This window comes from Larkinella humicola (genome assembly GCF_008727875.1).
GTDB classification, from domain to species: Bacteria; Bacteroidota; Bacteroidia; order Cytophagales; family Spirosomataceae; genus Larkinella; species Larkinella humicola.
The window spans coordinates 433,342-453,838 of record NZ_VTWS01000003.1; the positions used below are offsets into that span (position 1 = coordinate 433,342).

At 51.1% G+C, this 20,497-nt stretch carries 20 protein-coding genes; 6 read left to right on the forward strand and 14 right to left on the reverse strand.

The features are described 5' to 3' along the window. Positions 1-163: 163 nt before the first annotated feature. Entirely contained in the window at positions 164-856 is a 693-nt protein-coding gene (locus F0P93_RS13825) for a porin family protein (RefSeq protein WP_150876989.1), read from the reverse strand. 241 nt (positions 857-1,097) lie between these two features. Here F0P93_RS13825 and F0P93_RS13830 point away from each other — a divergent pair, with 241 nt between their 5' ends. Continuing rightward, positions 1,098-1,913, forward strand: a complete 816-nt coding sequence (locus tag F0P93_RS13830; RefSeq protein ID WP_150876990.1) for a lysophospholipid acyltransferase family protein — start codon at positions 1,098-1,100, stop codon at positions 1,911-1,913. Between the two features lie 3 nt (positions 1,914-1,916). On the opposite strand, the gene F0P93_RS13835 is transcribed toward F0P93_RS13830, so the two are convergent. From F0P93_RS13835 to F0P93_RS13850, 4 genes are all read right to left on the reverse strand, one after another. Beyond that, positions 1,917-3,332, reverse strand: a complete 1,416-nt coding sequence (locus F0P93_RS13835; protein ID WP_150876991.1) for an inorganic phosphate transporter — start codon at positions 3,330-3,332, stop codon at positions 1,917-1,919. Positions 3,333-3,650: 318 nt separating this feature from the next. Next, complete coding sequence (rlmN, locus tag F0P93_RS13840; protein WP_150876992.1) at positions 3,651-4,706, reverse strand: dual-specificity RNA methyltransferase RlmN; 1,056 nt, start codon at positions 4,704-4,706, stop codon at positions 3,651-3,653. Next, a complete protein-coding gene (locus tag F0P93_RS13845) occupies positions 4,703-5,296 on the reverse strand; it encodes a CvpA family protein (protein WP_191908811.1) in 594 nt (197 codons plus the stop codon). Before F0P93_RS13845 ends, rlmN begins: the two co-directional genes overlap by 4 nt. A gap of 149 nt (positions 5,297-5,445) precedes the next feature. Then, complete coding sequence (locus F0P93_RS13850; protein ID WP_150876993.1) at positions 5,446-5,901, reverse strand: GatB/YqeY domain-containing protein; 456 nt, start codon at positions 5,899-5,901, stop codon at positions 5,446-5,448. A 136-nt stretch (positions 5,902-6,037) separates the two neighbouring features. Between F0P93_RS13850 and F0P93_RS13855 the strand changes: the two genes are divergently transcribed. Both F0P93_RS13855 and F0P93_RS13860 read left to right on the forward strand, forming a co-directional pair. After that, the gene (locus F0P93_RS13855) at positions 6,038-6,751 is read left to right on the forward strand and encodes a pyridoxine 5'-phosphate synthase (protein ID WP_150876994.1); all 714 of its coding nucleotides are present in this window, start codon (positions 6,038-6,040) and stop codon (positions 6,749-6,751) included. 87 nt (positions 6,752-6,838) lie between these two features. Further along, positions 6,839-7,222, forward strand: a complete 384-nt coding sequence (locus tag F0P93_RS13860) for a RidA family protein (RefSeq protein WP_191908812.1) — start codon at positions 6,839-6,841, stop codon at positions 7,220-7,222. Positions 7,223-7,388: 166 nt separating this feature from the next. Here F0P93_RS13860 and F0P93_RS13865 read toward each other — a convergent pair whose 3' ends face one another. Then, the gene (locus F0P93_RS13865) at positions 7,389-8,831 is read right to left on the reverse strand and encodes a Gfo/Idh/MocA family protein (RefSeq protein ID WP_150876995.1); all 1,443 of its coding nucleotides are present in this window, start codon (positions 8,829-8,831) and stop codon (positions 7,389-7,391) included. Positions 8,832-8,876: 45 nt separating this feature from the next. Continuing rightward, entirely contained in the window at positions 8,877-9,173 is a 297-nt protein-coding gene (locus F0P93_RS13870) for an SCP2 sterol-binding domain-containing protein (protein ID WP_150876996.1), read from the reverse strand. A gap of 431 nt (positions 9,174-9,604) precedes the next feature. Here F0P93_RS13870 and F0P93_RS13875 point away from each other — a divergent pair, with 431 nt between their 5' ends. Together F0P93_RS13875 and F0P93_RS13880 are read left to right on the forward strand one after the other, a co-directional pair. Beyond that, on the forward strand, positions 9,605-10,147 hold the full coding sequence (locus F0P93_RS13875; RefSeq protein ID WP_150876997.1) for an RNA polymerase sigma-70 factor: 543 nt from the start codon (positions 9,605-9,607) through the stop codon (positions 10,145-10,147). Positions 10,148-10,232: 85 nt separating this feature from the next. Continuing rightward, a complete protein-coding gene (locus tag F0P93_RS13880; RefSeq protein WP_150876998.1) occupies positions 10,233-11,012 on the forward strand; it encodes a FecR domain-containing protein in 780 nt (259 codons plus the stop codon). A 21-nt stretch (positions 11,013-11,033) separates the two neighbouring features. Here the strand turns inward: F0P93_RS13880 and F0P93_RS13885 are convergent, their stop codons facing one another. The 7 genes from F0P93_RS13885 to F0P93_RS13915 form a co-directional block, all read right to left on the reverse strand. Further along, on the reverse strand, positions 11,034-11,459 hold the full coding sequence (locus F0P93_RS13885; protein WP_150876999.1) for a T9SS type A sorting domain-containing protein: 426 nt from the start codon (positions 11,457-11,459) through the stop codon (positions 11,034-11,036). Between the two features lie 143 nt (positions 11,460-11,602). Then, the gene (locus F0P93_RS13890; protein ID WP_150877000.1) at positions 11,603-12,823 is read right to left on the reverse strand and encodes an acyltransferase family protein; all 1,221 of its coding nucleotides are present in this window, start codon (positions 12,821-12,823) and stop codon (positions 11,603-11,605) included. A gap of 91 nt (positions 12,824-12,914) precedes the next feature. After that, positions 12,915-14,150: an MFS transporter gene (locus F0P93_RS13895; RefSeq protein WP_150877001.1), complete on the reverse strand. Its 1,236-nt coding sequence runs from the start codon at positions 14,148-14,150 to the stop codon at positions 12,915-12,917. Positions 14,151-14,300: 150 nt separating this feature from the next. After that, entirely contained in the window at positions 14,301-15,566 is a 1,266-nt protein-coding gene (locus F0P93_RS13900; protein WP_150877002.1) for an MFS transporter, read from the reverse strand. A gap of 101 nt (positions 15,567-15,667) precedes the next feature. Then, positions 15,668-16,558, reverse strand: coding sequence for a hypothetical protein (locus F0P93_RS13905; protein WP_150877003.1), 891 nt, complete (start codon positions 16,556-16,558; stop codon positions 15,668-15,670). A gap of 59 nt (positions 16,559-16,617) precedes the next feature. Continuing rightward, on the reverse strand, positions 16,618-18,567 hold the full coding sequence (locus F0P93_RS13910) for a M1 family metallopeptidase (protein ID WP_150877004.1): 1,950 nt from the start codon (positions 18,565-18,567) through the stop codon (positions 16,618-16,620). A 47-nt stretch (positions 18,568-18,614) separates the two neighbouring features. Continuing rightward, positions 18,615-19,151 (reverse strand): DUF2911 domain-containing protein, encoded by a 537-nt coding sequence (locus F0P93_RS13915; RefSeq protein WP_150877005.1) that lies wholly within the window; start codon positions 19,149-19,151, stop codon positions 18,615-18,617. A gap of 155 nt (positions 19,152-19,306) precedes the next feature. On the opposite strand from F0P93_RS13915, the gene F0P93_RS13920 reads away from it, so the two are divergent. Continuing rightward, the gene (locus F0P93_RS13920; RefSeq protein ID WP_225309486.1) at positions 19,307-20,491 is read left to right on the forward strand and encodes a DUF4350 domain-containing protein; all 1,185 of its coding nucleotides are present in this window, start codon (positions 19,307-19,309) and stop codon (positions 20,489-20,491) included. Positions 20,492-20,497: the final 6 nt, after the last annotated feature.

Here is a 20,497-nt window from a genome sequence, read left to right on the forward strand (position 1 = left end):
AATTCAACTCTAACCCTTAAACACACACAAACTGTCTTGTATTGAATTAATATCGAATAATGAATATTGAATAACGAACATCGAAGTGTTCATCACTTTGCCATTTCCCTAATTCAATGTTCGTTATTCAGTATTCATTATTCGATATTAGCTCATTATTCCTTCACTGCCCTATCGCGAACGAATAGCCGATCGATGCGCTGAGTCCGCGGTTGCGGATGGGAAGCTGAAGGAAGGGCAGATCATATTGCCGCGAAAAACCGTGCTCATACCGGGTTTCGGCAAAGAATTTGCCCCGTCCGGCGTCGATGCTGAAACCCAGTCCGCCAATGGCACTGAAATCCCAGCGGTTATAGCCCAACGTACTCATATTCATGTCGACGTCGATGGGCTGGCTCCGGAAAATACCGCTGGTCCGGGTGCGAATCCGACCGTTGACCGCATAACCGGCGGCAGCTCCCGCCAGCATGTAGACTTGAACCGGTCCTTCGTTCAGGTTGATTTTGGCCAAAACCGGCAGCTCCACATACCGCGTCTGGTAGGCAACGCGGGCACCCAGTGGCAAATCCCAGTTGCCTATCGACAGATCAAAGCCTTCGTCGACCAAAAATCCTTTCTGTACGTACGAAATTTCGGGGCGGATGCTTACACGGTCACTCACCGGAACTTCGAGGAACAACGCGCCGGTTGGGCCGGGCGACAGGCGGAACGTGGGTGAAAAACTGTCTAAAAATTCGGGTTTGGAAACCGCTCCCCAATTGGCCCCTGCCCGAAAGCCGACCTGAACCTGAGCCGATGCCGTTTGAATGAGAAAGAAGGTCAGCGCAGCGAGTGCTGCCAGTGTAAATCGTTTCATGGTCGATCAAAAGATTGGTTGGTTGTTCGATGGCAAACCGGTCGCTTCCGTTCTGATCTTAAAAGGGCTGGTTGGTTTCGCAATCTGATGCTTGGACAGGCGTCGGCGGCAATGGATTAATGACCCGGGGCATTTTGTTCAGAATTAGTTAAAATCATGGATCTTTTAGTACTTTATACCGAAAACATTGCCTTGCTTTTGTCGCTTTAGTACCTATTCAACCCTGCCAACGCTTTGCATGATGACGGAGAAAAAACCAACCCGCTACAGCTTTTTACCAAAACCGCTTGACAGGCTGGATTTTTTGGGGGTTTTCGAAAGAGACCCATTCGGTAACTCGTTGTTTATCAAACGAATCATGATTGCCATCGTCGGCTGGATCACCTACTTTCGGTACACGGTTTATAACAAGCTGACCATAGAGGGAACCGAGCATTTGAAGGATTTACCAATCAACAACGTGGTATTTCTTTCCAACCATCAGACGTATTTTGCCGATGTCATTGCGTTTTACCACATTTTCTGTAGCGTCAAATGGGGGTTTACCAACACGATTGTGCCGCCCGTGTATCTGTTCTGGCCCCGTGTCCGCAACTATTATGTGGCCGCCAGCGAAACCATGAAAGGCGGTTTAGTACCGCGTATTTTTTCGTTGGGAGGAGCCATTCAGGTCGAGCGTTCCTGGCGGGCGAAGGGGCAGGATGTGAAACGGGAAGTCGATACGACAGCGAATGACCGGATTGCTGCCGCCCTCGAACACGGCTGGGTGATCAGTTTTCCGCAGGGCACCACAAGCCCCTACGCGCCGATCCGGAAAGGCACGGCGCACATTCTCAAAAACAACAATCCAATTGTAATTCCGGTGGTGATCAACGGTTTTCGGCGGGCCTTCGACAAGAAGGGGTTGCGGATTAAAAAGCGAAATACGCAGTTGAGTGTACGCTTCAAACCGCCCTTGCAATATAGCGAAGCGGAATCGGTTGACGCCCTGATCAATAAAGTGCGGGAAGCTATTGAGCAGGATATTCCGAAAGAGAAACTAACCTGGCTGTCGTAGATCTTAGTCCAATATCCAGCGGAAAAGCAGGTAAAGGGTGAACGACAGTGTAATGGAAACCGGCAGCGTCATCAGCCAGGCGAGGGCAATGTTCCGAACCGTTCCGCCCTGCAGGTTCTTGATCCCTTTGCTGGCCACCATACTCCCGGCAATCCCCGACGACAGCATGTGAGTCGTGCTGACCGGCGCTTTGTAAAGCGTTGCCAGAGCGATGGTGGTAGCGGCCACCAACTCCGCCGAGGCACCCTGAGCATACGTCAAATGTTGCTTCCCGATTTTTTCTCCAATCGTAACCACAATCCGCTTCCAGCCTACCATCGTACCCAAACCGAGCGATAGGGCGATCATGAGAATGACCCAAAGCGGAGCATAATCCGTAAACCGGCGCAAGCCTACTTTTTCATTCAGGTTGGTCGTTAGCGTGTTGATGTCGGTTGCACTCAGGTCGACATCTTCGCTTTCGATCAACTTTTTGACGTTGTTGTTGATCAGCAGCAAGTCCCGGCGAATCTGCAACCGCTCTTCGGCTTTGAACTTCCCGTCGACCAGCGGAAGGCTGATCACGCGCTGCAAATCAACAATTTCTGCTTTTGTGCCCGCCACCCGGCCCCGATCGGTGTCAGACAGCCCCGTGGTATCAATTTTGTTGACGATTTGTGAAATCTGGACCAGATTTCCGCGCATCGTGGTTGGTTCAATGGTGTTGTTGAGGGCAAAATAAGCGGGTGTAATCCCAATCAGAATCAGCATGATCAGCCCGACGCCTTTCTGTCCGTCGTTCGAACCGTGGAAAAAACTAACGCCCGTACAGGTAATGATCAGGATGGAACGAATCCAGGTGGGCGGGGGTGTATTTTTCTTGGGTTCTTTAAAAAGTTCTTTATTCCCCACCAACCGGCGCAACAGAAACATCAGGATGATGGCAAGGCTAAAACCGATCAGGGGAGACAGCAGCAGGGCTTTCCCGATTTTTTCGGCCTCCTCCCAGTTGACCCCTCCGGGCTCACCAGCGCGGCCCATCGTTGAAAAAGCCAGTCCAACCCCCAAAATCGAGCCAATGAGGGTGTGTGAACTCGAACTGGGCAGACCGAAATACCAGGTTCCCAGGTTCCAGATAATCGCACTAAATAAGAGCGCCAAAACCATCGCAATGCTGTGGTACACATTCTGGTCGACCAGCAATTCGACGGGCAGGAGATTGACAATTCCCATGGCCACGCCGATACCGCCCAGCAACACACCCACAAAGTTGCAGATGCCCGACCAAACAACTGCAACGTTGGGTTTCAGGGAGTTCGTATAAATAACCGTAGCCACGGCATTGGCCGTATCGTGGAATCCATTGACAAATTCAAAAGCGCAGGCAGCGAAGAGACAAAGTGCGAGGAGGATAAAAATATCCGTTTCTAATCCGAACATGCAGATACAAGTCTGTGAAACTGAGTCTTAGTAAAAACTCAACAAATCAATTTAGCTCAAAAGTACGGTAAACTTTTGACCACAATGTTACCTAAATGTTAAGCAATAGACCTGCCAGGTTTTGAAAACCTGGCAGGTCTGGCTAAAGTGATACCCTTCATTGAAATCGCAAAACCTGAAAGGTATGAATAAGTTAACGCAAACTGTGAGATTACTGACCCCAGAGGGGTCCGATGTTAATAGCAAATCGGTATTCTGAGAGTTCCAGGCGTGCCGCTGGCACTTAAGCAAGTGCATCATCTCATAGTTGGCGTTAACTTACTGTTTACCGGCCAATTGTCCGCAGGCGGCATCGATGTCTTTGCCCCGGCTCCGCCGAATGTTGACGATGACGCCCCGGTCTTCCAGAAAACCGGCGAACCGGTCGAGTGTCTGGGGGTCGGTATTTTTATAATCGGCTTCCGAAATCGGATTGTACTCGATGATGTTGACTTTGGCCGGTACTTTCTTCGTGAATTGCCACAGCTCCTTGGCGTCCTCCAGCGTATCGTTGACGTTGTTGAAAACGATGTATTCAAACGTAACCCGCGTACCGGTTTTCTGGTAGAAATGCGTCAGCGCTTCGGCCAGTGCGGGCAGCGAATTGCTCTCGTTGATGGGCATAATCTGGTTGCGCTTTTCGTCGTTGGCAGCATGAAGCGAAAGCGCCAGGTTGAATTTCACCTGATCGTCCCCCAGTTTTTTAATCATTTTGGCAATTCCGGCGGTCGAAACTGTAATCCGTTTGGCCGCCATGCCCAGGCCGTTGGGCGACGTAATCCGCTCGACCGACTCCAGCATGTTGGCATAATTGAGCAGTGGTTCGCCCATGCCCATGTAGACAATGTTGGTCAGACCGGTTCCGTAGGCTTCTTTCGCCTGCTGGTCGATGGCCACCACCTGATCCACCATTTCGCTGGCTTCCAGGTTGCGTTTGCGGTCCATGTAGCCCGTTGCGCAGAATTTGCAGGTCAGCGAACACCCCACCTGCGACGAAATGCAGGCCGTCATCCGGTCGTCTTCGCTTTTCCGCAACGACGGAATTAGCACGCCCTCTACCAGATTGCCGTCGAAAAGCCGGAACGACGATTTGATGGTACCGTCGGCACTTTGCTGCTGTTTCGAGACCGCCAGCGCCCGCACTTCAAAATGTTCGGCCAGCAATTGCCGCGTTTTCAGCGACAGGTTGGTCATTTCCTCAAACGTGCGTACCGAATGTTTCCAGAGCCATTCCTGAATTTGTTTCGCCCGAAAACCCTGCTCGCCGTGGCTGGTCAGCCAGGTTTTCAGTTGGTCGTCACTGAGCTTGCGTATATCCTGCTTCGTCGTAATCATCCTTTTTTATGCGGTCTTTCCACGCCGGAGTCTTCCGAATCGGTGTTGTCGTCGGACCAGTTGCGTGAGAATTCTTCCTTTTGTTTTCGAATCCAGTTCGTTCCTACGGGAATCCAGCCGGAGGTTACATCCATCACGATGGGTGCGATGGGTTTTACGACCGGATACAGATACGTTTCCTGCGTGTGTTTCACAGGCATACGGATTCCCATCCACGTTAACAACCAGAGCATTACACTAATTCCGAAAACCCAGGTAAAAATTCCGACGGCCGCTCCGGCTAAACTGTCGAACGTTCCCAGAAGCGTGTATTTAAGCGACTGGCGCAGGGAAAAACCGATGCGGTTGATCAGAAAAACAGTCGGAAAAAAAATAATGGAAAAGCCCAGCCACGGCAATAACCGCCGGGCCACTTCCATGCTGATGTACGGTGCCAGCAGGTCAATGCCGAAACCCAGAAACTTGAATCCGACGATCATCGCCACGATAAACGCCACAATGGCCACAATTTCCACCAGCAAACCCTTTCGGTAGCCATTGAACGCGCCATAGAGCAACGTAATCAGAATGATGATGTCGAGAATTTTCAATTGTTAAATGGTTGGATGGCTTTGATGGTTAAAGGGCTGAAAAATGGTTTTGATGGTTGAATGGGTGGAAAATGGTTAAATGGCTCGTCGTAGTTTTAACCATCCAACCATTTTTAACCATGATAACCATCAAAACCATTCACAACCATTTAAGCAGTCAGCAAATTCTTTACCAACGCTGAAATGGCTTTCCCTTCGGCCTGACCCGCCAGTTCTTTGGTAGCCACGCCCATTACTTTTCCCAAATCCGACGGCCCGGTGGCACCAACGCGGGCGATGATGTCCTGCACGCGGGTTTTCAGTTCGGTTTCCGAGAGCTGTTGGGGTAAATAATGTTCGATGATGGCGATTTCTGCCAGTTCGGCCTGCAAAAGATCGTCGCGGCCCTGCGTCCGGTAAATATCGGCCGAATCCCTCCGCTGTTTCACGGCTTTGGTCAGCAGTTTCAGTTCATCTTCGGGCTTGATGTCGCCCCCGGCCGAACCGTCTTTGGTTTCTTCCAGTAAAATCAGCGACTTAATCGCCCGCAAAGCCCGCAACCGATCCTGCTCCCGGGCTTTCATAGCCTCCTTGATGTCAGCATCGATTTGTTGTTTCAGCGCCATATGTCAGTTAATAATTAAAAGTTATGAGTTAAGAGTTACTTTAACTCCGGAACCAATGACTGTTTGGCAAAGTTACGAAAACAGGATGGGCTTGTTTGCACCTCATAACTCTTAACTGATAACTCTTCCCTAAAAAATGACTCGTTTGAGTGTTAATATCAATAAAATTGCCACGCTACGGAATTCGCGGGGTGGCAATAATCCGAATGTGGTCAATGTGGCCCTCGATTGCGAACGGTTCGGAGCGCAGGGCATAACGGTGCATCCACGCCCCGACGAACGGCACATCCGCTACAACGATGTGTTGCAGTTGAAAGAGGTAGTCACGACCGAATTTAATATTGAAGGCAATCCCGACGAGCGGTTTATTGAACTGGTGACGCGCGTGCGGCCCGAGCAGGTGACGCTGGTTCCCGATGCGGTCGACGCCATTACGTCCAACGCGGGCTGGAATACGGTTTTGCACCGGGATTACCTGACGGATCTGGTCAAGCGGTTTAAAGACCTGGGAATCCGGGTTTCGATCTTCGTGGATGCCGATGAGCAGATGGTGCAGGGGGCTAAAGAAGTCGGCACCGACCGGATCGAATTGTATACCGAACCCTATGCGGCTCACTACGCCGAAAACCGGGAAGCCGCCATCGCTCCCTTTGTTCAGGCGGCCAAACTTGCCAACGAATTGGGATTGGGTCTCAACGCAGGTCACGACTTAAGTCTGGAAAACCTGCGGTATTTTCACCAGAACATCCCCGGTTTGCTCGAAGTATCCATTGGTCATGCGCTCATCAGCGACGCACTGTATCTGGGCCTAGAAAATACCATTCAATTGTATTTAAAAGAATTGGAATAAAGAGGATAGACAAGAGAATAAAGACAAACTAAGCTGGCTACCAGCACTTTGTCTTCACTCTCTTGTCTATCCTCTATCCTCTACACCATGATTTCATCCGTCGAAACCCCCAACGCTCCGCTTCCTGCCGGGCATTATGCCCAGGCCACGGTCTGGAACGACCTGATTTTCGTATCCGGTCAATTGCCCATTCATCCCGTCACGAAGGAGAAATTCACCGGCCCGATCGACCTACAAACCCGGCAGGTGCTGGAAAATGTCAAAGCCATTCTGGAAGCCGCCGGGAGCGATCTGGCCCACGTCCTGAAAACGACGGTTTACATCGCCGACATTTCGCTCTGGGACCAGGTCAACGCGGTTTACGCGGATTTTTTCGGCGATCACAAACCCGCCCGCGCCGTGGTGCCAACGAAAGAACTGCACTACGGTTTTCTGATTGAGATTGAAGCGGTGGCTGCGCGGATACCCTGACAGCGGTCGAAGACCCTGTCAGCGGTATCCGCGCAGCCACCGCTGACAGGATCTCCGATCGAGCAGTAGTAAAGCTATAAAATCCACCGCTAACAGGGTTTCCGACCCAGCAGTAGTAAAGCTGTAAAATCCACCGCTGACAGGGTCTCCGACCGCTGTCAGGGTGTTACAACGAATAATTACCCCGGTATTGCCGTTTCACAAACTGGTTGGCGTAATCGAAGTTGGTAATTTTCATGTTTACGCCGTCCCACAACAGCTTCTTACGGCCCGGGAAAGTGAAGCCTCCACCGGTTTTCGGTTCCCGGTACAAATAACTACGTGTCGCCAGGTTCCCCATCAGAACGGTTTCGGTCAGCGGGCCGGATTCATCGAACGACGAGCTCGTATAGGCCCCGTAGCCTTGCTTGCAGGCTTTGACCCATTGCTGCTGGTGGCCGTCGGTTTTGCCCTCGACCAGCGGTTTTTCGGCATCCGGCATTTTTTTGTCGCCAAATTTTTCTTCCGGAAACAAACGCGGATTGTTCCCAAACAGCTCGGCAACCAGAATGCCTTTGCTACCGATGAACATCATGCCGCCGTCGATGTTCGTAAACACTTTCTCGTACGGAATGCCGTCCGGTACTTGCGGACGAATCCCGCCATCGTACCACGAAAACTTGATTTCTTTTACCTTCCTGTCGTCCGACGGAAAGGTCAGGTGAATCGCCGACGAGGGGGGACAAACATCGTCGTAAAACGCTTCTTTGAAGAAATCAGAATAGACCGAACCCACACTACACTCCACCGAAGTCGGGTATTTCAGTTTCAACGCCCGGAACGGTACATCCATGAAGTGGCAACCCATGTCGCCGAGTGCGCCCGTACCGAAGTCCCAATAGCCCCGCCAGCGGGTCGGCATGTAGGCTTCGTGGTAGTCGCGCGCAGGGGCCGTGCCGAGCCACAAATCCCAGTCGACCTCCGACGGAACCGGTTGCGACTCGCCTTTGTCTTTTGGCGACCGAACACCCTGCGGCCACACCGGGCGGTTGGTCCAGCAGTTGACGGTATGAACGTGCCCGATGGCCCCTTTCTGAATCCAGGTTTCTATCTTGCGTGTATCATCACCGCTGCTGCCCTGATTGCCCATTTGCGTCACGACCTTGTATTTCCGGGCCGCTTCGGTCAGCATCCGGGCTTCGTAAATATCGTGCGTCAGCGGTTTTTCGCAATACACGTGTTTGCCCAACTGCATGGCGGCCATCGCAATCGGCGCGTGCATGTGGTCGGGTGTCGAGATAATCACGGCTTCGAAATTCTTCGCTTCCTTGTCGAATAATTGGCGGTAATCTTTGAAATACGGGGCCTTGGGAAACTGGGCGCGGAACTTCTTTGCCTGCCGGTCGTCGACATCACACAGCGCGACCATGTTGTCCGAGCCGTTGTTATAGGCCATCCGAATGTTTACATCCGCTTTACCACCACAACCCACGGCCGCGATGTTGAGCTTATCGCTGGGAGCCGTAAAGCCGGAACCGCCCAGCACGTGACGGGGTACAATCGTAAAACCGGCGGCAGCCAGGGCACTGCCCTGAATGAATTTCCGGCGGGAAAGGGAGGTAAATTTCATACGGGTTTAGGTTTAGGGAGTGAAACAGGGAGAACGACCGAGCCGTTAGCTCAGTTTTTGACCAATTTTCATGGCCAGACCCATATCGCCCTGGACCTTGAGTTTACCGAACATAAACGCGGTCATGGGGTTCAGATCACCGGTGCCTAATTTTTGTAAATCACTCAGTGACACCTTAATGGTGCAATCTGCGTCGGTGTCTTCGTTGGAAACAACGGCCGGCACCTGTCGGCCATCGATGTAGATAACACCCTGATCGGTAGCCAGTTTAACGGTGGCATCTAACCCACTGTCGGTACCTAGGCGTTGACGGATTTGATCCGTAAATTCCTGTAAATTCATGCGTGTGGTTCGTTTATGACTCGAAATAGGACAAAAACCGCTAAAACTAGGCGGTTTTTTTGGTAAAAGTGTAAAGAATACCGAAAAATTTAGTAAGTTCAAACCCGTTAACCACGCCCTGAACTAATCTGATTTTCTCTGTACTGATGGAACGATCCTCCACAGCAACGGTTTACTTAACGGTAATCCCATTTTCTGCATTTCTGACAATTCTGTGTATATTTACCCTCTCAATCTGTACGATCAGAATAGATAATACCCTCCCCGTGTCTTCACAGACGGCAGGTATTACTTTGGTCTGCCGGGAGATTCTCACTAACGCCAGAGCGCAAATCCGTGACCAGAGCATTCGAAGTTTGTTGACGAGCCAGTGGAGTTCTGCGTCTGATAACTAAGAACAATCAGGCTGCTTAAAAAAAACGTGTATTAGGATGCAAGCTGAACAAACCCTTCTCCGACAACTGCGGAACGCCGACCCGACTGCCTTCAGGCGGGTCTACGATCGGTACGTTCAACGGATTTATTATTTCACAGTAAGCTTTCTAAAATCACCGGAAACCGCTCAACAGATTGTGCGTGACGTCTTTACTACGCTTTGGGAACGACGCAGTACGCTTGATGAAGACATCCCCCTGAACGGTTATTTGTTTACCATGACCTACGGACTCGTGCTTTCGACTTTTCGCGAACGGCACAGCCAATGCCAGCCGCAGGAAATTCTCCAGCGATTGACCACGCAGTCCGGCACCGATACCGAGGAGCAAGTGCTGTATCAGGAACTGGAATTACTGTATCAACAGGCCGTTGGGCAACTTCCCCCGCGTCGGCGTGAAATCTACTTGCTCAGCCGACACGAAGGATATACGTCGCAGCAAATCGCGGATCGCATGAACCTCTCCACCCGAACAATCGAAGATCATCTGGCCCAGGCTTACGACACGCTGGGCAGTTATTTTCAACGACATACCTACTAAATGAGTGAATGAGCGAATGAGTGAATAGATCAAAGATCCTGCTTTTTATTCACTCATTCGCTCATTCACTCATTCTATCATTAGAATGGAGGAATTGCTGGTTAAATACGTCCGGAATGAATGCAGCCCTGAAGAAGAGCAGTGGGTCATTGGCTGGTTGCAGAACCCGGACAACGAATCACGCTTGCGCGGATTGATGCGGAAACAATGGAGCAATCCGTCGGTTTCCGGGGTCGAATCGCCCGACTGGCAGCAGATGTGGATGGGTATTGCCCGACAAACCAAAGACTTGCCCATAGAATCCGAGCCTCCTTTATACCGCACAGTTTGGCGTCAGATTGCCCGCATTGCGATCTGGATTGGGTGTATTATTGCTTTTGGACTTGGCATCCGGTTCCTGCGGGAAGCCCAGTTGCCCGCCGATGTCATCTACCAATCCGGAGCCGATCAATCCATGCGGGTGGAATTAACAGATCATTCGTCCGTCATCCTCAATAAAAACTCAACCTTAACGGTTTCTTCCGACTGGTCAGGCCCGAACCGCAGCATCTGGCTCGATGGCGAAGCGATTGTTGACGTGGCAGAACAGCCCATCGGTTTCCGTTTGCTGATTCATACTGCCGACCACGTGGTGACTGAAGCACAAAAAGCCCGAATTTTCGTAGCACGAAAAGACAAAAAAGTGCGGGTCGTGGTGGAACAAGGCCTGGCTAACTTCGTCATTCACTATTCAGGCATGCTGGGCGAAATGAAGAAATATACCCTGCAACGGGGCGGTATGGCCGAGTACGACGAAAAATCAACCCAACTGATCAGACGCCAGGTTAATCCGCTGACCTACACCTCCTGGGCACAGCCTCACTAAGTGAATGATCGAATAATTGCTCTACATCCCCGTCTGCGGCTCCACAACCGGCACGACCGTCAGTAGCCGCTGCGTCGAACGCTGCTGAATTCCGGACGACTTTAATTGAAAAGCTTTTTCGATCGTTTCATCACCGTTGGTGATCTGGAACGTATAAGCTCCGTCGGCCATTTCACTCATGTCAAACCGCTGGCGGTATTTATCCAGATTTCTGGGCATGGTTTGCGCAAAGAGGACCCGGTTGTTCTGATCGCGCAACCGGACAATGATTTTACTTTTGGGATCATTTTTCTGAATAGTCACCCACAACTTCAGCGGGTTAGCCGATGGATAGGTGGCGGCTACAAAGGGCTTGTCTCCGGTAGTTGCCTGGGCGAAGGAGGACGGGCCGACCAGGAGAAAGGCACCCAACAGAAGGGCACCAAGGGGGCGAATGAGCTTTTTCATGTGTGTTCGTATTTGTTGCTTACTGTTCAATTGCAGACCAAAGACAACACCACACACAGGCTGGCACCGACGGCCGGGAAAAACGGCAGAAAAAAAGGATGAGTGGTTGTAAGTCGGGAAGAACTGCCGAAAAGGCCCTGAACTTACTTGATTACCGGCACTTCAAAGCTCGAAACAGCCGTACGGTGATCCGGGGAAGCCCCCACCATAAACCGGTCTTTCAAACGCAGGAAAGGTTTCTCAAAGTACATATAAGAAAGGTACGATAACAGAATCGTGAGCAAGAGTATCAATGCATACGCCTGCAAATTGAACAGGAAAGAATGGAGGAGCCCGGGGTTGGCACGTCGACCGGCAAGCAGATTAAGCACCAGGGTTATCGCAACCGGATGGTAGATGTACAGCCCGTACGAAATGCTTCCCATGAACTTCATCAACGGGTTTTCGAACTGCACAATGGATTGCGGATTAGACGCCAGATTAATCAATAAAAAACAAAAGAATATAGCGTAAAATTCATAATTAATTCCCGGTACCCGGAAACCGGTTGCTATAAAAGCAATTAAAAATAAATACATGATAATCTGAACTGACTTTCGATGTAAAACTTTTAAAACGAAATGATTTTTATAAACGAAATAAGCGCCTAATCCACCAATGGCCATGCAGCCAATTCTGAATTGTGCCATAAACATCGATATAAAAAACAAAGCCGGATGGGTTTGCTCTTTAGCAATGTGATACGGATTAAGAACAAACCGGAAATAGAAAAAAATGCCCGCCAAAACCAGGCCGACCGCTCCGATTATAACCAGTGTTCTTTTGAAATGACGGCTCAATACTAGCCAGGGCCAGAACAAATAAAACTGCTCCTCGACCCCGATCGACCAGACGTGCCCGGAGAGCGGCATGGGCTCGTAAAGACCTACGACGAGGTTGGGCAGAACGAGTAAATAGAGTGTTAGTTTTTCGTAAAAGTGATGAAAAGTGGTTTCTGACCAGATTGGCATCTGAAGAAGGCCAATAGCAGGAAAAACAAAGAAGCTGAGCAGAACGATCAGGAAATACAGCGGCCAGATGCGAAGCATCCGTCGCAGATAGAATTTGGCAATATCGACCGTACCGGTTTTCTGCTTTTCAGCCAGTAATAAATATGTAATTAAAAAACCACTCAGGACGAAGAATAAAGCAACACCAAATTTACCAAGTTGGTAAATGACCGGCCGGTCATTCAAATTATCAATACGAAGAAAAAAGACCGATTTGTATTCTTCAATATGATGAATAATGACAGCCGATGCAGCAATAAAACGAATACCATTAAACCCTTTAAAGTAAATGGAATCGGTCTTAGCAGGAAGCATAATAGGAACAGAGTAGAGCGTATATTACATAGAATATCCAGTTAATCGTAAATATATTATTTATATAGATAATTTATAGAATACAACGGTATTAATCTTCAATGTAGTTTAAATCCTTGCCATATGTTTCATCTAATGTCACCAAAGACCAGAAACTAATCATAAAACAAAGCAATCCAACCAGGGCGGCTGCACCAATCACACCAACCGAAAGTTTGAGCGATTGAAAGAGTGGAATCGTTACTAATGTGGTAGCCCGGACGTTGTTTGCAATGGAGGTTGTGGCGGTGGCGCGCAGGTTGGTACCAAAATGTTCGGCCGAAACGGTTAAAAACAGGGCGATATAACCAATCGAGAATCCCAGCCCTACGCAAACGGCATAAAACAGCGGGACGGACGAAATACCGCCAAAGAGATAAATGCCTACAAACACGAGATTCATCGTCATCAACGCCCCAATGGCCCGTCGGCGGGACCGAAACCACTGGCTCAATGCCCCGCTGATCAAATCGCCTACCGCCATACCGATATACGTGAACATGACGGTTCGACCCGGCGTGATGGGCTCGGCAATGCCCAGGGCTTTCCCGAACTCGTTGCTGAAGGTGGCCAGGATGCCGATTACAAAGTAGGTCGGAACGGCCAGCCCCATACACCGCAGGTAGGTCAGAAAGCGTTTTTGGTTGGAGAACAGCGACCAGAAATTACCGCGCCGGACGGTTTGCTCCTTGATTTTGAGAAACATTCCCGACTCGAAAACCGACACGCGCAACAGCAACAACAGCAGGCCCAGGCCACCCCCGATGAAATACGTTGTCCGCCAGTCGAACAGCACGACGGTGAAATATGCCACCACGGCCCCAAAAAGACCCACACCCGCGATCAGTGAGGTGCCGTAGCCCCGGAGTTCTTTCGGTAGGATTTCGGAAACGAGCGTAATGCCCGCGCCCAATTCGCCGGCCAGCCCCAGCCCGGCCACAAACCGCAAAACCGCATACGTATCCGCGTCCTGCACAAAACCGCAGGCAATGTTGGCGAGTGAATAGGTAATGATGGACCCGAAGAGCACCGAAAGCCGCCCCCGCTTATCGCCCAGAATACCCCAGAAAACACCGCCCAGCAACAACCCGGCCTGCTGCCAGTTCAAAACCGTTCCCCCGATGACCGACACCTGTTTTTCGTCGAGCCCCAAATCTTTCAGACTCGGCACGCGAACGATGTTGAACAGCAACAGATCGTAGACATCCACGAAATAGCCCAGAGCGGCCACAATAACCGGCAATGTAAACAGCGGGCGGTAGGTTACGGAAGGCGAAGAAGAAGCCATGCCAGAGGAAGAAGGAGAATGGTTTAATTTTAAATGAATGATGAATGTAAAATGAGCAACGCTAAATGTAAAAGTAGGCTGGGTGCTTCTGAACCCCTTTTACATTTAGCGTTACTCATTTTACATTCATCATTTTTAACAACGTGTCCCTTACTCCTCCAGGTAATTAAGATCTTTCCCGTGCGTTTCGGGAATGGTGAGGATGGAGTAAAAGCCGATCGCAAAGCTGATGATTCCCACAGCGACGCCCGCATTGACGATGTCGAGGGACGGTTTGAGATACGCGTACAGGCTGGTCATCAGAATAACCGTTCCGCGCACCATGTTCGGCACGGTGGTAGCAGCTGTGGCCCGGAGATTCGTACCAAATTGCTCGGCTCCGATGGTGACAAACATGGCCCAGTAGCCGATGCCGAAGCCCATCGCCAGAAAATACATGTAAAGCCCCATGACGGTTTTCGGTGCCACATACACGTAAATCAGGCTGACAATCAGAGTGAAGCCCATCAACAGTGAAACCGCCTGCTTGCGCGATTTGAGGCCCTGACTGATGACACCACTCGCCAGGTCACCAATGGCCAGGCCAATGTAACACCACATGATGGTCAGACCCGGTTTAACCGGTTCGGCGATGCCAAACGCCAGACCAAATTCGTTGCTGAACGTCGCGAGAATACCGATCACAAACCAGGTTGGCAGTCCGATGCCGATGCATTTCATGTATTTTGAAAACCGCTCCCAGTTGGTAAAAAATGCGAAGAAATTGCCTTTTTGAACGTGCTTCTGTTCAGACACCTGCGTAAACATACCGGACTCGATGACTCCGATCCGGAGCAGGAGCAGACCGATTCCCATGGCACCACCGATCAGAAAGGCGTTTTGCCAGTTGAACAGCTCGACGGTGAAATACGCGACGACCGCGCCGAACAACCCAACCCCGGCCACCAGCGACGTGCCGATGGCGCGCAGTTGTTTGGGCAACACTTCGGAAACGAGTGTGATGCCCGCGCCCAGTTCGCCGGCCAGCCCGACACCCGCCACAAACCGCATGGCCGCGTAATAATCGGTCGGGTCCATAAACGTCACGCGGTCGATAAAACCGCAGGCAATGTTGGCAATGGAATACGTAATGATGGAACCGAAAAGTACTGAAAGCCGTCCGCGTTTGTCGCCCAGAACGCCCCAGAGAATGCCGCCGATGAGCAATCCGCCCATTTGCCAGTTCAGAATGTTGGCCCCAACGCGGGAAATCTGCTCGTCGTTCAACCCCAGATCTTTGAGGCTCGGAACGCGGACAATGCCAAATAGCAACAAATCGTAAATGTCGACAAAGTAGCCCAGTGCAGCGACAATGACCGGAAGGCCAAACAGGGATTTGTACGATACCTTTGGCGGGGGAGGAACTGTAGAATGCATTCGTTTGGTAAAAGGATGTTAGGAAAATAGAATGAATGGCAAGTTACCGATTTAGCCACATTTGACCAACTTATCCGCAAAGGTAGTGCCAGACCGGTGGTTTAAATCGGTTGATACGGAGTCAGTTGCGCTTCACGGTGGACGATCACCTGCATGGCGGTTGCCAGGGTCCAAACTTTCAGCGCGACTCTTGAAAAGATGAAGAGTTGCTGAACCATGAACAGCAGGATAATCGGGAGCCAGCCGCTGGTGACAATCCAGGACTCGATCAGGAAGTAGATAGCAAAACAACCCGCTCCTATACTCATCAGGAGCAGATAATAACCAAAAATTGTTCGAAAATGGGCTAAAACAAACCGCAATGCCTGACGGAACGCCAGAAATGCGCGAGTGTCGTCCTGACGAAAAAGCAGAATTCTGGCGTAATCTCCCAGGCAAAGCACCAGCAACGCGAAGAAGGCAAATACAAAAAAGCAGGCCATCAGGAGATAAATCATACTTTGCTCATTCAGCAGATCGCTCAGGCTGTAGGCCAGCAAGCCGGCGAAAAACATACCGACAAAGGCCAACGCCAGCAGGATGCCGGCGATGCCGAGAAATAACCGAAAAAACCGCCCGAAGCATTCAACACAGGCCGATAGAAACCAGCTCAGCCGGAACGCCTGCCGGAGGTGTTCGGCCGAGGGTGCTACGTACAGCAGCATACCGCCCGAAAAAAACACACTGAGAATCAGATACAAAACGCCCAGCCAACTCCCGACAGCCAGCAACGGGCCGATAGCCGATTCGCTGTTTTGCATGAAATCGCTGTAAACCGTATAGTCGAAGCTATTCAGTAATTTCAAATACGCCAGGGAAGAACCGGCTTCACTTCGGAGCGTTGCATAGGCCGAGAGTAAGACCAGCAAACCCACTAGAAAATGAACAAAATACACCCACAAAACCATACGCCACGAACGAACGACGACGTGTAAGGCACTAATAATCAGCATTTCGGTTCAAAAACAATACATAAAAAGACTAGGGTCGCGTTCATTAGTCCGTGTTAAAATCAAACCAGCCACGCCAGCCACTGCATCCAGTTTTGCGCCCAGAACATCAATTTAGCCGCGTATTTAGCGGCCGGGCTGGCGGGTGGACGGGTCGTAAAGCTGTTGTTGTTCAGGTTACTATCGATGTAGATCTTCTGCTGCGGATCGACTTTCGCCCAGTCGGCGCGGGTCGGCTGCGTCAGCGTAAAGGTGTGGGAGCGGGCCTTGCCATCCCAGTGCAGAAGTTCTTCTTGGCCGTTCTCGAAATGCACCAGCACCTCTACCGGCAATTGTGCGTCGCCTTTTCGGTATACCGTGATGGCGGATCGGTACGAACTTCCCTGCTTCGTGCTGCGTACGGCGTGCAATTCGTAGTCACAAACCTGATTGCCGTAGAGTACCTGATCGAAAAACCAGCTCATATCCGGCCCAAACCGGTTGCCCAGCCGTTTGCCAACGACCTCATTCACGATGGCGATGAAGTTGTCGGCATTGGGGTGTTTGAATTGCCACCGGTTAAAATACGTCCGCATGATTTCGTCCATCACCGGGCGGCCCACCAGCCCGTCGAGCGTCCGCATCCAGGTGGCGGGTTTGAAGTAGGTCAGTTCGCCGTAATAGTCGTCGGGCAGTTGCCAGACATTACCAAACGAAGGGGCAATCGCCGGATGGTCGAGGTGAACATAGGAGGTGCGTGACAACTCCAGGTTGCCCATCTGGTAGCCGAACAGATCGATCACTGACGATTTCGGGCCGTAGGTTTCGTCCATGATCCGGCCTTCGTAATACTGGTTGAAGCCCTCGTCCATCCAGGCTTCTTCAAACTCGTTGGTCGCCAGCAGTTGCATAAAGTACTGATGGCCAAACTCATGGATGGTTACCTGCTCCGGCAGCCGCATCCCGGCGGGCATTCCCCAGCTTGTTCCGGCGGTGATAAAGGTGGGGTATTCCATTCCCGACGCGCCCAGCGCCCACACGGGCGGGTCCACGATGGTGAGCGTGGTAAACGGATACCGCCCCAGGTTTTTATCGAAATAGGCCAGCGCAACTTTGGCCGCATCGATGTGCCGCTTTGCCTGGCCGGCGTGTTCGGGCTGCATCAGGGCGCGAATCGAAACGTGCCGCCAGCGGTCGTCAAACACGTCAAAATCCGGGCAAGCCGTCCAGGCGAAATCAACCACATCTTCGGCGTACCAACGCTGGGTTTTGGTCCCATTCGGATTTCGTCGCTCACTTTTCAACTGACCCGTCGCACCAACGCGGAAGGTTGCCGGTGTGGTCATGGCGACGTCGTAGACCCCAAAATCGGCGTAGAACTCCGAATGGGCGTGAAATTGATGGCAATTCCATTGGCCTTGTGTGGCGTAGCGGGTTCCGGCCGGTTCATACACCCCGATTTTGGGAAACCACTGCCCGATCAGAAAAAAATCGCGGCTGTAGCCGGTGCGGGCAAAAATTTTAGGCAATTTGGCCCGAAACGCAATGTCGAGTGTGATGCTCTCGCCGGGCGCAACCGGTTTGCTGAGTGGTACGCGGATGACGGTTCTGTCGTCGGCATTCGCATCGTCGGGCTGGATAAACCGGTAATTACCCGTCAGATTTTCGGCTTTACCCGAGGCTCCGGCGCGGGTTTTGATCGACACAATATCGATCGATCCGAAGGACTCCGGGTCGTTTTTATCAATAAATTCACCCCGCAACTGCCCCCCCGATTCCCGCATGAAGGTGGATTGCAGGTTCCGGAAAGCATTCAGATACAAATGAAACTGCAGGTCACGAACGAATTCGTTCGACGGGTTTTTCCAGACCAGCGTCTCTTTGCCCTCCAGCCGCTTCGTGGCCGTGTTGAGCTCGACCTGAATCTGGTAATTCGCAATTCGCGGACTGAGTGGCACCGCAGAAACGGTTTTCTGCGCGTACACACTCCGGCCAAACCAGAAAATACTGACAACGATTACAAAATAGTTCATGCCCCGTTTGAATCCGGTTTCAACGAATTGACTCACTCAATCAGATATTATTGATTTTCGCGGAGCCGAATCGGCACAATGGCTTCGGTTTGATCCCAGGCCAGCAGCATGTCGCTCCCGCCCGCCTGGGGCGCAAAACTGATGTAGAACTGTTCGGCCACCGCATTCCGTTTCCGGGCCGCCACCGGCACCCGCAAAACATCTTTGGTCTGGTCGTAACTGGTTCCCCACTGCCCGGTTTCCCGGTTGAAAATAACCATCCAACTGCCTTCCGACGGGATGGTCCAGAGCGAATATTCGCCTTCATCCAGCGGTTGTCCGGCCACGGTAACGTTCTGATCGATCGTGATGATCGTCGCTTCGTTTGCTCCCGTCCGCCATACTTCGCCATAGGGAACCAAACCGCCGAAAATTTTGCGTCCTTTTTTATACGGCTGGCAATATTCCACTTTTACCTGAACGCCATTCTGGTCACTGGTCGCAACCGCTTCCGGGCTGGACGACTTGGTAAACGACCGCAGGCCAAAAAAACCGATGAGTACCAAAACCGCAAGGCCGCCGACGATCCATAAGACTTTTTTCATAAAACAGGGATTTTGTTTAGCTAGCAGGAAAGTTATGAAAATTTGTTTGGTTGCGGGTTTCTAACTTATTATAACTTGCAGATAAACCGGCATGTCATTTGTGCGAATGCCCACGCGAACCGCTTGTCAAGTGGCAGCAAATAAACCCATACCGTTTGAAACCGAACAAATACCTTCTCTTTCTGATGACAACCATCGTTGCGTATGGGCTGTTCGAATTTTATCGCCCAAAACCCATCGACTGGAATCCCACCTACACGAACAAGGACAAAATTCCGTTCGGCACCCGGGTGTTGTTCGACCTGTTGCCGGACGTGCTGAACCAGCAACCCGTAAAAAGCCTGCGCCTACCGGTGTACAACCACCTCTCGGATAGTACCTTACCCGTCCGTAGCAACTATGTCTTCATTTGTCATACGGTGAAATTGAGCAGTTTTGATCGGAAAAAGCTGCTGGAGTATGCCAATCGGGGCAATACGGTTTTTATTTCGGCCTACGAATTCCCGGATTCACTGGCGATGCGGCTCGGTTTTCGCGCCGATCTGAAAACGCCTACCCTGCGCGATACGACCTTAGGCATGAATTTCACCAATCCGGAGCTGAAAAACCGGGTCGATTATCACTTCCGGCACGACGACGGGCGGAATTTTCTGGTCACCACGAAAGCCGCTCAAACGACGGTTTTGGGCCGAAATGCCCGAAACGAGCCTATTTTCCTCAAAATTCAATACGGCAAAGGTGCTTTTTTTATCCACAACCTGCCGCTGGCGTTTACCAATTTCTACCTCCTCGATCCGTCTACGGAAGATTATGCTTACAAAGCCCTGTCGTATCTGCCCGCCCAGCCGACCTTCTGGGACGAATACCAGAAACTGGGGCGTTTCGATGAGGACGAGCAGTCGCTGCTGCGGTATATTCTGACGCAGCCGCCGTTGACCTGGGCCTATTATCTCACGGTCGTGGGTTTGCTGCTGTACGTTATTTTTGCGGGAAAACGCACCCAGCGCGTTATTCCGCTGGTCGAACCGTTGAAGAATACCTCGCTGGCGTTTGTGCAGAACGTGGGTCGTTTGTATTTCCAGCGCGCCGACCACGGGAATCTGGCCCAGAAGAAGATTCAGTATTTTCTGGCCTATGTTCGGGAACAGTTTGGATTGAATACTGCATTTCCTGACGAAGAATTCAAGCTGGCCCTGGCGCGGAAAAGTGGCGTTTCGGAGCCGGATGTTCAGGCCTTATTCCGCCAAATTGCTTTTTCGCAACAGCAGATGATGAGTGAATACGATTTGATTCGATTGAATGAGTTGATAGAAAATTTTTATGTACAGGCGAAAGCGTAACTGCGA

Coding starts and splice junctions, on each gene's coding strand:
- F0P93_RS13825 (WP_150876989.1), bottom strand. CDS start 856: ATGAAACGATTTACACTGGCAGCACTCGCTGCGCTGACCTTCTTTCTC.
- F0P93_RS13830 (WP_150876990.1), top strand. CDS start 1,098: ATGACGGAGAAAAAACCAACCCGCTACAGCTTTTTACCAAAACCGCTT.
- F0P93_RS13835 (WP_150876991.1), bottom strand. CDS start 3,332: ATGTTCGGATTAGAAACGGATATTTTTATCCTCCTCGCACTTTGTCTC.
- rlmN (WP_150876992.1), bottom strand. CDS start 4,706: ATGATTACGACGAAGCAGGATATACGCAAGCTCAGTGACGACCAACTG.
- F0P93_RS13850 (WP_150876993.1), bottom strand. CDS start 5,901: ATGGCGCTGAAACAACAAATCGATGCTGACATCAAGGAGGCTATGAAA.
- F0P93_RS13855 (WP_150876994.1), top strand. CDS start 6,038: ATGACTCGTTTGAGTGTTAATATCAATAAAATTGCCACGCTACGGAAT.
- F0P93_RS13860 (WP_191908812.1), top strand. CDS start 6,839: ATGATTTCATCCGTCGAAACCCCCAACGCTCCGCTTCCTGCCGGGCAT.
- F0P93_RS13865 (WP_150876995.1), bottom strand. CDS start 8,831: ATGAAATTTACCTCCCTTTCCCGCCGGAAATTCATTCAGGGCAGTGCC.
- F0P93_RS13870 (WP_150876996.1), bottom strand. CDS start 9,173: ATGAATTTACAGGAATTTACGGATCAAATCCGTCAACGCCTAGGTACC.
- F0P93_RS13875 (WP_150876997.1), top strand. CDS start 9,605: ATGCAAGCTGAACAAACCCTTCTCCGACAACTGCGGAACGCCGACCCG.
- F0P93_RS13880 (WP_150876998.1), top strand. CDS start 10,233: ATGGAGGAATTGCTGGTTAAATACGTCCGGAATGAATGCAGCCCTGAA.
- F0P93_RS13885 (WP_150876999.1), bottom strand. CDS start 11,459: ATGAAAAAGCTCATTCGCCCCCTTGGTGCCCTTCTGTTGGGTGCCTTT.
- F0P93_RS13890 (WP_150877000.1), bottom strand. CDS start 12,823: ATGCTTCCTGCTAAGACCGATTCCATTTACTTTAAAGGGTTTAATGGT.
- F0P93_RS13895 (WP_150877001.1), bottom strand. CDS start 14,150: ATGGCTTCTTCTTCGCCTTCCGTAACCTACCGCCCGCTGTTTACATTG.
- F0P93_RS13900 (WP_150877002.1), bottom strand. CDS start 15,566: ATGCATTCTACAGTTCCTCCCCCGCCAAAGGTATCGTACAAATCCCTG.
- F0P93_RS13905 (WP_150877003.1), bottom strand. CDS start 16,558: ATGCTGATTATTAGTGCCTTACACGTCGTCGTTCGTTCGTGGCGTATG.
- F0P93_RS13910 (WP_150877004.1), bottom strand. CDS start 18,567: ATGAACTATTTTGTAATCGTTGTCAGTATTTTCTGGTTTGGCCGGAGT.
- F0P93_RS13915 (WP_150877005.1), bottom strand. CDS start 19,151: ATGAAAAAAGTCTTATGGATCGTCGGCGGCCTTGCGGTTTTGGTACTC.